This is a genomic window from Flavobacterium ginsenosidimutans, assembly GCF_037478105.1.
Taxonomy (GTDB): domain Bacteria; phylum Bacteroidota; class Bacteroidia; order Flavobacteriales; family Flavobacteriaceae; genus Flavobacterium; species Flavobacterium ginsenosidimutans.
Window position 1 is genome coordinate 1,711,220 of sequence record NZ_CP147988.1, and the last position, 13,771, is coordinate 1,724,990.

12 protein-coding genes are annotated in these 13,771 nt (G+C 32.8%); 7 read left to right on the top strand and 5 right to left on the bottom strand.

What is annotated here, in order from left to right; all coding sequences use genetic code 11:
* Nucleotides 1-38 precede the first annotated feature (38 nt).
* Entirely contained in the window at nucleotides 39-575 is a 537-nt protein-coding gene (locus tag V6624_RS07575) for a hypothetical protein (protein WP_338841457.1), read from the top strand.
* A 40-nt stretch (nucleotides 576-615) separates the two neighbouring features.
* On the opposite strand, the gene V6624_RS07580 is transcribed toward V6624_RS07575, so the two are convergent.
* Nucleotides 616-1,497 carry a cupin-like domain-containing protein gene (locus tag V6624_RS07580; protein ID WP_338841458.1) on the bottom strand — a complete coding sequence of 294 codons (882 nt, stop codon included), beginning with the start codon at nucleotides 1,495-1,497 and terminating at the stop codon, nucleotides 616-618.
* 89 nt (nucleotides 1,498-1,586) lie between these two features.
* A complete protein-coding gene (locus tag V6624_RS07585) occupies nucleotides 1,587-2,834 on the bottom strand; it encodes an ABC transporter permease (protein WP_111288308.1) in 1,248 nt (415 codons plus the stop codon).
* 165 nt (nucleotides 2,835-2,999) lie between these two features.
* Between V6624_RS07585 and purH the strand changes: the two genes are divergently transcribed.
* The 6 genes from purH to rodA all read left to right on the top strand — a co-directional run bounded on the left by purH (nucleotide 3,000) and on the right by rodA (nucleotide 10,274).
* The gene (gene purH / locus V6624_RS07590; RefSeq protein WP_111288310.1) at nucleotides 3,000-4,526 is read left to right on the top strand and encodes a bifunctional phosphoribosylaminoimidazolecarboxamide formyltransferase/IMP cyclohydrolase; all 1,527 of its coding nucleotides are present in this window, start codon (nucleotides 3,000-3,002) and stop codon (nucleotides 4,524-4,526) included.
* A gap of 57 nt (nucleotides 4,527-4,583) precedes the next feature.
* Complete coding sequence (locus V6624_RS07595) at nucleotides 4,584-5,612, top strand: rod shape-determining protein (RefSeq protein WP_008466528.1); 1,029 nt, start codon at nucleotides 4,584-4,586, stop codon at nucleotides 5,610-5,612.
* Between the two features lie 111 nt (nucleotides 5,613-5,723).
* The gene (mreC, locus tag V6624_RS07600) at nucleotides 5,724-6,554 is read left to right on the top strand and encodes a rod shape-determining protein MreC (RefSeq protein ID WP_111288312.1); all 831 of its coding nucleotides are present in this window, start codon (nucleotides 5,724-5,726) and stop codon (nucleotides 6,552-6,554) included.
* Nucleotides 6,547-7,053, top strand: coding sequence for a rod shape-determining protein MreD (locus V6624_RS07605; RefSeq protein WP_111288314.1), 507 nt, complete (start codon nucleotides 6,547-6,549; stop codon nucleotides 7,051-7,053). The genes mreC and V6624_RS07605 overlap by 8 nt, the downstream gene beginning before the upstream one ends.
* On the top strand, nucleotides 7,050-9,023 hold the full coding sequence (gene mrdA / locus V6624_RS07610; protein WP_111288316.1) for a penicillin-binding protein 2: 1,974 nt from the start codon (nucleotides 7,050-7,052) through the stop codon (nucleotides 9,021-9,023). Before V6624_RS07605 ends, mrdA begins: the two co-directional genes overlap by 4 nt.
* Nucleotides 9,024-9,038: 15 nt before the next feature.
* Nucleotides 9,039-10,274: a rod shape-determining protein RodA gene (rodA, locus tag V6624_RS07615; protein WP_111288318.1), complete on the top strand. Its 1,236-nt coding sequence runs from the start codon at nucleotides 9,039-9,041 to the stop codon at nucleotides 10,272-10,274.
* Nucleotides 10,275-10,510: 236 nt separating this feature from the next.
* Here rodA and V6624_RS07620 read toward each other — a convergent pair whose 3' ends face one another.
* The 3 genes from V6624_RS07620 to V6624_RS07630 all read right to left on the bottom strand — a co-directional run bounded on the left by V6624_RS07620 (nucleotide 10,511) and on the right by V6624_RS07630 (nucleotide 13,700).
* Nucleotides 10,511-11,191 carry a DedA family protein gene (locus V6624_RS07620; RefSeq protein ID WP_111288320.1) on the bottom strand — a complete coding sequence of 227 codons (681 nt, stop codon included), beginning with the start codon at nucleotides 11,189-11,191 and terminating at the stop codon, nucleotides 10,511-10,513.
* A gap of 129 nt (nucleotides 11,192-11,320) precedes the next feature.
* Entirely contained in the window at nucleotides 11,321-11,665 is a 345-nt protein-coding gene (locus V6624_RS07625; RefSeq protein ID WP_111288322.1) for a heavy-metal-associated domain-containing protein, read from the bottom strand.
* A gap of 28 nt (nucleotides 11,666-11,693) precedes the next feature.
* Nucleotides 11,694-13,700 (bottom strand): TonB-dependent receptor plug domain-containing protein, encoded by a 2,007-nt coding sequence (locus V6624_RS07630; RefSeq protein ID WP_111288324.1) that lies wholly within the window; start codon nucleotides 13,698-13,700, stop codon nucleotides 11,694-11,696.
* Nucleotides 13,701-13,771 lie beyond the last annotated feature (71 nt).

A 13,771-nucleotide genomic window follows, 5' to 3' on the forward strand; every position in this document is an offset into this window, starting at 1 on the left:
GGTAGTATATTCGCTTATGTAATATAAAACTTATTTTTATGTTTGAAATTAAACCTGTAGAAAAATTAAAACATGAGCTTTTGACTCAAAAACAACAATTAAGAAACTTTCCTAAATCTGCTCAATTTGTATTTGACAATTTGTATAATGAAATAGTTACTCAAATTAAAACTATCGAAATTTCTGCCGAATGCATATTACTAGACAGCGTTCAATCTTTTAATAAAAACAAAGAATTTTCAAATGCAGAATATTGGAAAGCAAATTTGACAAATGAAGAAATTTCGAGCTATTGGTTTTTTGCAAATAATGGACAAGGCGACCTTTGGCTTTTTGATAAAGAAAACAACATTCATTTTTACGATCATGATCAAGAAGAAATGAGTCCTGAAAACTTTTTAGATACTGGCTTAAACTTTGAAAAATGGCTGCAATTTGCAGATATCAATAATCAACTTGATACTCTTCTCATAAATCAAGATAAAATTGACAAACATCTTATAGTAGAATATGAAGAGAAATTAAAAGAAATTAGTATTACTCTATTAAACAATTATCCCTTTAACTATTACTAAATCCATAATAGATTAAAATTCGAAGAAAAAACAATATTTATTATTTCGGCTTGTTGTTTCGAAGTTCTTTTTCTGCTATTATAAAAGTCCTCTTTTCACGCCAAATCGCATAACGCTTTCTAAAAATCACTTTTATACCGCTATCTACTGCTCCATGCATAAATAAGCTCCAAACGCTCGCAATTTTTCTTGACACAGATTGATCCCATGCGCGAAGTGTAAGCGAAAAAGAACCGTCTATGTAACGCATCCAGTGCCACATCCCTGTTGGCATGAATAAAGTATCTCCGTGCTCTAAGAAAACTTCATAACCTTCTACTCCTTTTAGAGCTGGAAATTTTTCAAAATCGGGATTGGCAACATCATAATCTTCTAAAGCATAAGTTGTGTTGGGAATACAATAGAGCCTTTTCTTCCATTTATTATCAAATAGTATGATATGTTTTCTTCCTCCAAAATGGGTATGAAAAAGATGCGGTAAATCGATATCATAATGCAAAAAAGTAATTGCTTTTGAACCTCCAAAAAACATAGCAGGCATACTTTCTATAAAACCTCCCATTAATTCTTTTGGAACTCTCACATCATTAACCAATTCTGGTCTATGCTTAAAAAGATTGAAGAAAAAAATGCGCAATTGCGTTGGTTCTCTTTTTATGAGATCTAAATATTCGCCAAATTTCATGCTTGCGATTGAAGCATTAATTACTTTTGAAGGATCTGCTTTAGAATTATCAACCAATTTTACCTCAATATCTCCGGCAATTTCCTTAAAATATTCTGTCGACCATTTCTCTTTTGCAGGCCAATCATTTGTGAGTCCTTTTATAATTAAGGGCTTCTTTTTGTCTAAATAATTTCTTTTGAAATCTTCTCTAGAAATAGACTCAACTGTATCGACAGATCTAAGATTAAAGCTCATTGGATTAATGGTTTAGGTTCTTGGTCTATCAAAAATATCTAATTATTTCGAGCCATCAAAATTTACAGTAAAATAACACAAAAACAATATTACATTCCAGTTCGAATTGCTTCGACCGGATCTAAATTTGCTGCCGAAACCGCTGGCAGAATTCCAGAAATCAAGCCAATAAGAGCCGCTAAACCAGTTCCTAAAAGAATATTCCCTAAACTTAAAACAAATTCAAAATCGAGGGCTTTTGTTAAGATTACAGCGATTCCCCAAACCATTAACAGACCTATGATTCCACCAATAACAGAAAGAATAATAGCTTCAAACAAAAATTGGAATAAAATAAACTTATTTTTTGCTCCCAACGATTTTTGAATTCCAATAAGATTAGTTCTTTCTTTAACCGAAACAAACATAATATTGGCAATTCCGAAGCCACCAACCAGAAGAGAAAATCCGCTGATGATCCAGCCAACAACATTCATTTGACCTAGAATTCCATCAATAAAATCAGTAAATCCAGAAAGTACATTTATGAAGAAATTATCCATATCCCCTGCTTTCATTCCGCGAATTGCTCGTAGTTTTTGCGCCACTTCTGCTTTGTACGCATCCATATCAACGCCTTTTTGAGGTTTTAAAACAATTACTGGCGTCATGGCATCACTGTCTCCGTACATTCTTCTTAAAAAGTTAGCAGGAAGATAAACTGAGGTATCATTGCTATCACCAAAAAAACCAGCTCCTTGTTTGGCAATTACACCAATAACCGTGAATCGCTGTCCGTATAAACGAATATTTTTTCCAATAGGATCGCTTGACCCAAAAAGTCCTTCAGCGATATCGTAACCAAGCACAATAACAGCTGTTCCTGAATTAGATTCAGATTCATTGTAAAATCTTCCTTTATCAAAACTTAATCCGTCGATATCTACCATTTCGCTTGACGACGGAATAATATTTACATCACTTACAGTTTTAGAATCGTATTTTAAACTTTCTCTGTTTACAAAAAGCTGATATGCTACTTGATCAGTATTATTCATTGAGTTTTTCAGACCAACATATTCATCATATTTTACATTTGGAAACTGTTCTCTCTTCCATTGCGGAATTTCAGACGGCCCAAAGCAATATTTCATTAAATAAATCGTATTTTTATCTAAACTGCTCAAATCTTTAGAAATTTTTCTATCTAAGGAGTCAACGGCAGCCAAAACAGCAATAATTGAAAAGATACCAATTGTAACACCTAAAAGTGACAATAAAGTACGCAATTTATTATTTCGCAAAGCATTGATGGCGAAGCTTAGACTTTCTTTTAATAATCTTAGATAAACGATCATATTTTTGTATTTTTCAATAAAGTAAAATTCAATAATTTAAATTCAATAACCTAATAAAAGTTAACTTACTCATCAGTAGATTTTTTTAGCATTTTGTTACACTAATTTTTTTTAATATAATATATAAAAAAACTACTTTTGCAGTCTCAAAATCATAACTACACAATGAGCACAACAAAAAAAATACAATCGGCATTAATTTCTGTTTTTTCTAAAGATGGATTAGAACCAATTGTTAGAAAATTACACGAACAAAATGTAACACTTTATTCAACTGGAGGAACTGAAGATTTCATCAAAAACCTTGGTATTCCAGTAGTTCCTGTCGAAGATATTACTTCTTTCCCTGAAATTCTTGGAGGAAGAGTAAAAACTTTACACCCAAAAATCTTTGGAGGTATTTTAAATCGTCAAGATAACGAAAGTGATGTTCAACAAATGAAGGAATTTGACATTCCTCAAATTGATTTGGTAATTGTTGATTTGTATCCTTTTGAAAAAACAGTTGCTTCTGGTGCAAGTGAACAAGATATTATTGAAAAAATTGACATCGGCGGTATTTCTCTAATCCGTGCTGGTGCAAAAAATTTCAAAGACACTGTAATTGTTGCATCTGTAAACGAATACAGCTTGCTTTTAGATTTAATTACAGAGCAAGATGGAGCAACAACTTTGGAAAACAGAAGATTGTTTGCAACTAAAGCATTCCACGTTTCATCTCACTACGATGGAGCTATTTTTAATTATTTCAACACAGACGAGACTATTTACAAAGAAAGCATTGCAAACGGTCAAGTTTTAAGATACGGTGAAAACCCTCACCAAAAAGGATTCTTCTTTGGAGATTTTGACGCAATGTTCAATAAACTTCACGGAAAAGAATTATCATACAACAACTTACTAGATGTTGATGCTGCAGTTAATTTAATTGCTGAGTTTAAAACTGACGGACCAACATTCGCTATTTTAAAACACAACAATGCTTGCGGATTGGCTTCAAGAAAAACAATTAGCGAAGCTTATTTAGCAGCTTTAGCTTGTGATCCTACTTCAGCTTTTGGAGGAGTGTTAATTTCTAACACAAAAATTGATTTAGAAACTGCACAGGAAATCAACAAATTATTCTGCGAAGTAGTTATTGCTCCAGCTTATGATGCTGAAGCAGTTACAGTTTTACAAGAGAAGAAAAACAGAATTATTTTAGTTCAAAATGAGGTAGAATTACCATCTCGTCAAGTAAGAACTTGTCTTAATGGTTTGTTAATTCAGGACAGAAATAATATTACGGATAATAAAGAGCATTTAAAAACCGTTACAATTACAGAACCTACTGCTCAAGAGATCGAAGATTTGATCTTTGCTTCTAAAATCTGCAAGAATACAAAATCAAACACTATTGTATTTGCTAAGAACGGAACATTGATTTCATCAGGCACAGGTCAGACTTCAAGAGTTGACGCTTTAATTCAAGCTGTTGACAAAGCAAAAGCTTTTGGATTTGATTTAAATGGAGCTTCGATGGCAAGTGATGCATTTTTCCCATTTCCGGATTGTGTAGAATTAGCTAAAAAAGCAGGAATAACTGCTGTAATTCAGCCAGGAGGTTCGATTAAAGACGAATTAAGCATAAATTATTGCAATGAAAATAATCTTGCAATGGTATTTACAGGAACTCGTCATTTTAAACATTAATTTGTTTAACTTTGTTCGATAAATAATTTATAACATTTTAAACCCCAAAAAAAACTTATGGGATTTTTTGATTTCATGACCGAGGATATTGCGATAGACCTTGGAACCGCAAACACTTTAATCATTCATAATGATAAAGTTGTCATTGATAGTCCATCTATCGTTGCACGTGATAGAGTATCAGGCAAAATCATTGCTGTTGGTAAGGAAGCCAATATGATGCAAGGTAAAACACATGAAAACATCAAAACTATAAGGCCTTTGAAAGATGGTGTAATCGCTGATTTTGATGCTTCGGAAAAAATGATCAATATGTTCATTAAAAGTATTCCTGCATTGAAAAAAAGAATGTTTACTCCAGCTTTACGTATGGTTGTATGTATTCCTTCTGGTATTACTGAAGTGGAGATGAGAGCGGTGAAGGAATCTTGTGAGAGAGTAAACGGAAAAGAAGTTTATTTGATTCATGAACCAATGGCGGCGGCAATTGGTATTGGTATTGACATTATGCAACCAAAAGGAAACATGATTGTGGATATCGGAGGTGGTACAACAGAAATTGCTGTAATCGCTTTAGGCGGAATTGTATGTGACAAATCTGTAAAAATTGCAGGTGACGTTTTCACAAATGATATCGTTTATTACATGCGTACACAGCACAACTTATTTGTTGGAGAAAGTACTGCTGAAAAAATTAAAATTCAAATTGGAGCGGCGATCGAAGATTTAGATGGTCCGCCAGAAGATATGTCAGTTCAAGGTAGAGATTTGCTTACTGGTAAACCAAAGCAAGTAGATGTTTCTTACCGTGAAATTGCAAAAGCTTTAGACAAATCTATTCAGCGTATTGAGGATGCGGTAATGGAAACATTATCTCAAACTCCTCCTGAGTTAGCAGCAGATATCTACAACACTGGTATCTATTTAGCTGGTGGAGGATCTATGTTGAGAGGACTTGACAAACGTATTTCTCAAAAAACAGATTTACCTGTTTACATTGCAGAAGATCCATTAAGAGCTGTTGTTCGTGGTACAGGAATGGCACTTAAAAACATTGCAAAATTTAAAAGTATCTTAATCAAATAAGATTCAAAATAACAATCAATTTACTTTTATAAGGGTTGAATTTTTAATATTTGACCCTTGTAAAAACTGAAACCTTCAAGCATATCCTGAAACAAAATAACCAGACAAGAAATGCAGCAAATATTTAATTTCATTATAAGAAACAGTAATCGATTGCTGTTTTTGCTGCTTTTAGGTATTTCGTTGACGCTCACAATTCAATCGCATTCCTATCATAGAAGCAGAGTAATCAGTTCAGCTAATTTTTTAAGCGGAGGTGTTTATGAAAGAATTAATCGTGTAAACGAATATTTGAATTTAAGAGCCGAAAATGACGAACTTGTATTAGAGAATGCAAGGTTAAAAAGCCTTCTATTTAACAAAGAAGACACTACCAAAGCACCACTGCCAGATAGCATTAAAGGTGTAAAACCTGCTGATATAATTGTATCTAAAGTAATTCATAATACATACAACACGCACGAAAACTATATCACTTTGAACTCTGGAAACAATGAAGGAGTAAAACAAGATATGGGAGTAATTAACAGTTTAGGAATTATCGGAGTTGTTGATAACACCTCTGCAAATTACTCAACTGTAGTTAGTATTTTGAATATGAAGTCTCGTATTAATGCCAAAATAAAGAAATCAAATCACTTTGGTTCTTTAACTTGGGATGGAAAAAGTACTGGATTTGTACAATTAGAAGACGTTCCTAGACTAGCTTCTATCAGAAAAGGAGATACTATTGTTACTGGTGGACAATCTTCTATTTTCCCTGAAGGAATCAATATCGGAACCGTTGAAAATATATACAAGAAAAACAACACCAGTTTTTATGTCATAAGAGTGAAACTATTTAATGACATGACCAATCTGGGTCACGTTTATATTATCAAAAGTAAAGACAGAGAAGAAATTATTAATCTAGAAAACCAAAGCAAGGAAAAGAATGAGTAGCGCTGTTTTAGTAAATATTTTTAGATTTATTATGCTGCTGGCAATTCAGATTGTTATTTTCAATAATATGAATTTCCTAGGATACATAAGTCCTTTTCCATATATCCTGTACATTATTTTGTATCCGGTAAATAGTAACAAAGCTGGTTTAATAATTTCAAGCTTTTTGCTTGGACTTACTATGGATATGTTTTGTAATTCGGGTGGTATACACGCAACAGCTTGTGTGATCCTAGCATATTACAGACCTTATATTTTCAAATTTTCTTTTGGACTGAGTTACGAATATCAAACGATAAAACTAAACGAGTCTTTAACTCCAGAGCGATTCTCATTTATATTGGTTTCCGTTTTAATGCACCACATTGTATTGTTTGTTCTTGAAGCATTTCAATTCAAATTTGTCTGGGACATTTTACTTCGAACCTTGTTTAGTTCTATCTTTACTATAATTACCTCAATAATAATAATTTATCTTATTAAGCCCAATAAACGATGAGAAAAGTCTTGCTGCCCACTATAATTATTATTGCAGCGTCTTTGCTAGTGATCAGGATCTTTTATCTGCAGATCATCGATGATTCATTCAAATTGAAATCAGAAAATAATGCGATTAAGAAAGTTTATGACTATCCTGAAAGAGGCTACATCTATGATCGTAACGGAAAACTTCTTGTTGCTAATCAGGCTTCTTACGATATTATGGTTATTCCTAGAGAGGTAAAAGAAGATTTAAATATTGCAGAATTCTGTACACTTCTGAACATCACACAAGAAGAATATCATAAACGTATTGAAAAAGCAAAAGTTTATAGCCCAAGACTTCCTTCTGTTTTTTTATCTCAGTTAAATAAAAATGAGTTTGCTGCCTTTCAGGAAAAAATCAGAAAATACGATGGATTCTATTTCCAGAAAAGGTCTCTACGTGATTACGAAGTAGATTATGGTGCAAATATATTTGGTTTTATTACTCAGGTAAATGAAAAACAAATTGCGAAGAATCCATACTACAATAGTGGAGATTTAATTGGAAAACAAGGTGTTGAGCAAAGTTATGAAGAAATTTTACGCGGAATAAAAGGGGTAAAATACATTCAAAAAGACAAATATAACCGAGAAATTGGCCCTTATAAAGAAGGAAAATACGATACCATTGCTGTAGCTGGAGAAGATATTAATTTAACTATTGATGCTGAGCTTCAAAAATATGGCGAGGAATTGATGATTAATAAAAGAGGTGGTATTGTGGCAATTGAACCTAAGTCAGGTGAAATTCTTGCTTTAGTTACTGCTCCTTCTTATGATCCAGGTATTTTGGTAGGACGCCAAAGATCTAAAAATTATACACTTTTATATAACGATTCGATTTCAAAACCTTTATATGACAGAGGACTTTTGGCAGAATACCCTCCAGGTTCTCCATTCAAAATCCTAACTGGTTTAGTTGCACTCCAAGAAGGCGTAATAAATGAACAGACTACTTTTATGTGCCATCACGGATTTAGTTATGGTGGAGGCCGATTCATGAAATGTCACGGTTTTGGTCCGCATCAGTTACATAACGGAATTTATAATTCTTGCAACACTTATTTTGGACAAGCCTATATGCTTACAATCAATAAGTATAAAGACCCTGGTCAGGCTGTTGATGTTTGGAGCAGCCACGTAAAAAGTTTCGGTTTAGGACAATTTATGGGATATGATTTACCTATTGGAAAACGAGGAAATATCCCAACTTCTAAAACCTATAAAAGAATTTACCCTAACGGAGGATGGAGAAGTTCAACTATTGTATCGAATGCAATTGGACAAGGAGAGGTTTTAATGACACCTATTCAATTGGCCAATATGATGGCGACTGTTGCAAATCAAGGTTATTATTATACTCCTCATATCATTAAAAAAATTGAGGGAGAAAAAATAGACGAAAAGTTTACGACAAAACACGTAACTACAATTGATCAAAAATATTATCCGCCTGTTATAAGCGGACTCTTTGATGTATATAACAAAGGTACAGCTTACGCTCTTAGAGTAGAAGGAATTGACATTTGCGGAAAAACTGGAACAGCTGAAAACTATGCCAAAATAAACGGTAAAAGAGAAAAGCTTAAAGACCACTCTATTTTTGTGGCTTTTGCACCAAAAGACAATCCAAAAATTGCTATTGCCGTTATGATTGAAAACGGAGGTTTTGGAGCAACAGTTGCGGGACCAATTGCCAGTTTGATGATTGAAAAATATCTAAGAAAGAAGATTACAAGAACAGATCTAGAAGTGAGAGTATTAAACAAAAGCTTACTTTCGGAATATGCTAAATTAGGAGGAATAAGCGAGGCTCTTAAAATCGAATCTGTTCCAAAAGACTCTGTTTTACAAGCTAAAATTGTAAAACCAAAAGCTCCTGTTACAGCAACAACAAAAACTGAAGTTAAAAAAACAGCGGTAGACACTACTAAAGAAAATTAAGAAAGATTATTTCAAATGAAAAATCAAAGTGTAAAAAATAATATCGATTGGATAAGTGTTTTTATCTACATTTCGCTGGTAACTTTAGGTTGGCTGAATATCTATTCGTCGTCTTTATTGTCAACTGATGGCACATATCAAAAACAGTTTATTTTTATTTGCTGTACAATTCCTTTGATATTTGTTGTGCTTTTTGTTGATGGTAAATTTTACGAAAAATATGCCAGTATCATCTTTGGAGTTTCCTTATTATCTCTTGCAGGATTATTTCTATTTGGAAAAACAATTGCTGGACAACGATGCTGGTATGCGATTGGAAGTTTTACTTTACAGCCTTCTGAGTTTGCAAAAGCTGCGACCTCATTAGCTTTAGCAAAATATTTAAGTGATACGCAAATCAATCTAAAAGAAACAAATAGGCAAATTCAGGCTTTGGCCATTATGCTGTTGCCTGTAATGTTGATTTTACCACAGCCAGACCCTGGAAGTGCTTTAATTTACAGTGTTTTCATCCTTGTTTTGTATAGAGAAGGTTTGCCTTCTTGGTACGTATGGACTGCTTTTATAACCATTGCCCTTTTCGTTCTAACATTAGTTTTAGAGCCGTATGTGGTTATAGGAATATCGTTTATTGTTCTGGCAATTATATATTTTAAAGGTAGGGTTGTTGATCGAAATATTATTCAGAGCGGTATTTTATTGCTCTTAATTGCGGGATTTGTTTTTTCTGTTGATTACGTTTTTGATAACGTTTTTAAACAGCACCACAGGGACCGTTTCAACATTTTATTAGGTAAAACTGTTGATATGAAAGGTATTGGATACAATACCAACCAATCTGAAATTGCAATTGGATCTGGAGGATGGATTGGAAAAGGTTTTCTTGAAGGAACACAAACTAAAGGAGGATTCGTTCCTGAACAGCATACCGATTATATCTTTACAACTGTTGGTGAAGAATGGGGATTTGCTGGTTCTTTAGTAGTGATTTTGCTTTTTGTAAGCTTACTGCTTAGAATTATTTATTTAGCCGAAAGGCAAAAAACAAAATTCAGCCGGGTTTATGGCTATTGTGTTGCAGGAATTCTCTTTATACACTTCTTTGTAAACATTGCAATGGTAATTGGAATTTTCCCAACAATTGGAGTACCTCTTCCATTCTTTTCATACGGAGGTTCCGGACTCTGGGGATTCACTATTTTATTGTTTATTTTCCTTAAAATGGACGCGAATAAAGTGAATGAATGGTAATATTTAATATTTAATTGTTAATTGTTAATTGTTAATTGTTAATTGTTAATTGTTAATTGTTAATTGTTATCTGAAATTTTTCTAAGATTATTTCGTCACTCTCATATTTGACAACTTACATTTTTGAGTTTAGTTAAATACTACGAAACTTATTTCTACAAATTAAATTCTACTGAATATAAAATATAAAAAAATCCGAAGTTTAGGCTTCGGATTTTTTTTATGCTTTTATTAGATTATATCTGTTCGTTTGGTCTCTTTTTCAATAGTTTTAATAAAACTGGGAATGTTGAAATAACGATGATAATTATGATAATATATTCTATGTGTTTTTTCAAATCTATTCCTTGTTTTAAGAAGACGCCATATAAATAATGTCCTGCAAAAATTAAGATAAATGACCAAAGGAAAGAACTCAAGATATTATAAAACATAAATTTCTTTTTGTCCATTGAAACGATTCCTGCAACGATTGGAGCAAATGTTCTAAAAATAGGTAGGAAACGTGCATAAATGATTGCTTTACCTCCATACTTCTCAAAGAAATCTTTTGACTGAAGAAGATATTTTTTCTTAAACCAAAATGTATCTTCTTTTTTGAATAAATAATAACCACTTTTCGCACCAAACCAGTAACCCGTCATATTTCCTAAAACTCCCATTATAGCGACTGCAGTTGCAAGCAGAAATACGTTTAAGAAATCATTTGGAATAAATAAAACATTCTCTATTAAGTCACGGCTGTAAATCCCTGCCAAAAAAAGCAAACTGTCTCCAGGTAGAAAAAAACCTGCAAAAAGTCCTGTTTCAGCAAAAACTATAAACAGCACAATAAATAACCCAATCTGAAAACCTCCGACGCTTAAAGTAATATAAAATTCAGGGTTTAGTAACTGGGTCCATTCAAAATTATTCATAAAACGAGATTGGTTATCTTTATAGTTCGTGAAAGTAACAATAATTTACCTTAACCGCAATAAAATGCAGTATTTTAAACATAAATTAACTATTAAAAAAAGCCCAAACTAGTCGTTTGGGCCTTCCTATTATTCTTCTCTCACATATTTACAACAGCTGTGAAGGTTGTCATAATCTGCTGCTGCAGCTTTAACTTCCTTAGTATCATGACCTGCCTTTGCAATTGCTTTATTCAAATCTGAAGGAGAACATTTCTCTTCATTTAAAATCACAGAAAGTTGGTGTGAGCTAACATCCCAAGTTGCTGTTTTTACTCCTGGAACACCATAAGCTGCTTTTTCAATTCGTTTCTTGCATTGTTCACAGTTCCCATTTACTTCAGTTGTATATTTTAAGTTTTTATTTTTTTTGGTTTGAGCCTGAACTGAAAAACCTAAAAATATCATTATTGCGATTAAAACTATTTTATTCATTGTATTTAATTTATTGTTATTGAAATTCTTATTTAATTTTAAATCTTAAACCTGCATAATACATTTGCCCAAAAATTGGAGCGTATGCAATTGATGCATCAAAATTAGGTCCAAAAGGATCATTTGCTCCTAAAATTGCTTTTTGCTGTTTGTAGTTTCCAATGTTTTCTCCGCCTACGTATACTTCCAAAACTGAAGAAAAAACACGAGTTACTTGTGCATTCATTACAGCATAAGCTGGTGAAAAATCAGGAAACTGATCATCTGTAGGGTTTGTAGCTGTATATGGCAATTGTTGTTTCCCTGACCAATTATAGGTAAAATCAAACTTCCATTGCTTATCATCATTCATTGTTGTCTCATACTCTAAATTTCCCAAGAAACGATGTTTTGCCTGAAGCGGACGCTGGAATGTTCCTCTTAAATAATCAGTTTGAATATCATAATATTTGTAAGCTGTTCTCAAATTTAAGTTATGAACCAATTCATAATTAAATTCAACTTGAAGGCTGTTCGCAAATGAACTTCCTTTTAAATCATAAAATAAAACCTGTTGCGGACTCTGCATCACATCTACTACTGCCTGATTTTGAAAATCGGTGCGGTATAAATCGAAACCAGCATCGCCGTTTCTGTTGAATAGACGGAATTTCTGCGAAAAACTTACACCATAATTCCAAGCAATTTCTGGGTTTAATCCGTAGACTTTTCCATTAGAATCTAAAATTGAAAACGTTCTTGAACTAGCAAAAAGCTGCTGATTCTCTGCAAAAATATTAGCAGAACGTTTTCCTCTTCCAGCAGAAAAACGAATTACCCCATTTTTCCAAGGATTATATCGCATGTGTAATCTTGGCGTAACAAAGAATCCTAATCGGTTATGATTATCTATCCTTCCTCCTAAAATTAAACTGAAATTATCTGTATTGTCATAGGTATATTCAAAGAAAGCTCCAACTGAATTATCGATTCTGCTTACATCTGTTAGATTCACAAATTCCTGATATTGATCGTGAGTAAAATTCAAACCAGTTGTAAACTTGTTCATAGTATTATTAATGATCGAATTGAAAATCAAATTAGAATAAAAACTATTCTGCTTGATATCGTATTGATTCAAACCATAATAAGAATCTTGTTTGTGGCTATTAAAAGCATTTTGAAATCCGATACTTTGATATGGCATATCCTTGAACACATATCCAATTTTTGTTGAAACATCAAAGCGTTCTGTATTGATTTCTGAACCCCAATAGTTTGTCGTACCGCGATCACGATCTTTGTCGAAATCAACTTCTCCAGTTTGTTTCTTATCATTCATATATCTGAAATTGATAAAACTAACCAAACCGCTTTCTGGATTATAATATTGGTAACGATTTAAAACATTGATTTGTTTTCCTAACGGATTATCTAAAAATCCGTCATTGTTCATGTCGTTCTTTGCTACACGCGCATTTCCGTGAACAAATAAACTTGTAGCCCATTTATCTGATAATTTTTTATTGAAATGGGTATTTAATTCAAAACGAGAATCAGTTGAACCGTAAGCATTCAGAAAGAACGGAATATCGCTTAAAGGCTTTAAAAGTTCTGTATTAATTTGGCCCGAAATACTTTCGTAACCATTTATAACACTCCCCGCTCCTTTTGTAATTTGAACACTTTCAATCCAAGTTCCAGGAGTAAATGACAATCCATAAGCTTGTGAAGCTCCTCGTACAGAAGGAATATTCTCTTCTGTAATCATTAAATACGGACTAGTCAGTCCAAGCATTTTGATCTGTTTTGTTCCTGTTAAGGCATCAGAAAAATTGACATCGATTGATGGGTTTGTTTCAAAACTTTCGGCTAAATTACAACAAGCCGCTTTAAGCAATTCTTTGCTGGTAATAACAGAAGTATTGGCCGTTAACGTATAGGATTTTTTAATTCCTTTTTGCTTTTTAGTGATTTTTACTTCCTCTAAATCTTCTTGCGAAAACATAGAAACAGAAAGCAAAAACGCAGCAAAAAGCATTATATTTTTTTGCATAAAAAATGATTTTAATGTTGAATAGAATTACATTTTTGATGTTTGTTCAAAGCGAAAACAATCAAAATGTA

Coding starts and splice junctions, on each gene's coding strand:
- V6624_RS07580 (WP_338841458.1), bottom strand. CDS start 1,497: ATGAGCTTTAATCTTAGATCTGTCGATACAGTTGAGTCTATTTCTAGA.
- mrdA (WP_111288316.1), top strand. CDS start 7,050: ATGAGAAAAGTCTTGCTGCCCACTATAATTATTATTGCAGCGTCTTTG.
- V6624_RS07575 (WP_338841457.1), top strand. CDS start 39: ATGTTTGAAATTAAACCTGTAGAAAAATTAAAACATGAGCTTTTGACT.
- V6624_RS07585 (WP_111288308.1), bottom strand. CDS start 2,834: ATGATCGTTTATCTAAGATTATTAAAAGAAAGTCTAAGCTTCGCCATC.
- rodA (WP_111288318.1), top strand. CDS start 9,039: ATGAAAAATCAAAGTGTAAAAAATAATATCGATTGGATAAGTGTTTTT.
- mreC (WP_111288312.1), top strand. CDS start 5,724: ATGCAGCAAATATTTAATTTCATTATAAGAAACAGTAATCGATTGCTG.
- V6624_RS07630 (WP_111288324.1), bottom strand. CDS start 13,700: ATGCAAAAAAATATAATGCTTTTTGCTGCGTTTTTGCTTTCTGTTTCT.
- V6624_RS07625 (WP_111288322.1), bottom strand. CDS start 11,665: ATGAATAAAATAGTTTTAATCGCAATAATGATATTTTTAGGTTTTTCA.
- V6624_RS07605 (WP_111288314.1), top strand. CDS start 6,547: ATGAGTAGCGCTGTTTTAGTAAATATTTTTAGATTTATTATGCTGCTG.
- V6624_RS07620 (WP_111288320.1), bottom strand. CDS start 11,191: ATGAATAATTTTGAATGGACCCAGTTACTAAACCCTGAATTTTATATT.
- purH (WP_111288310.1), top strand. CDS start 3,000: ATGAGCACAACAAAAAAAATACAATCGGCATTAATTTCTGTTTTTTCT.
- V6624_RS07595 (WP_008466528.1), top strand. CDS start 4,584: ATGGGATTTTTTGATTTCATGACCGAGGATATTGCGATAGACCTTGGA.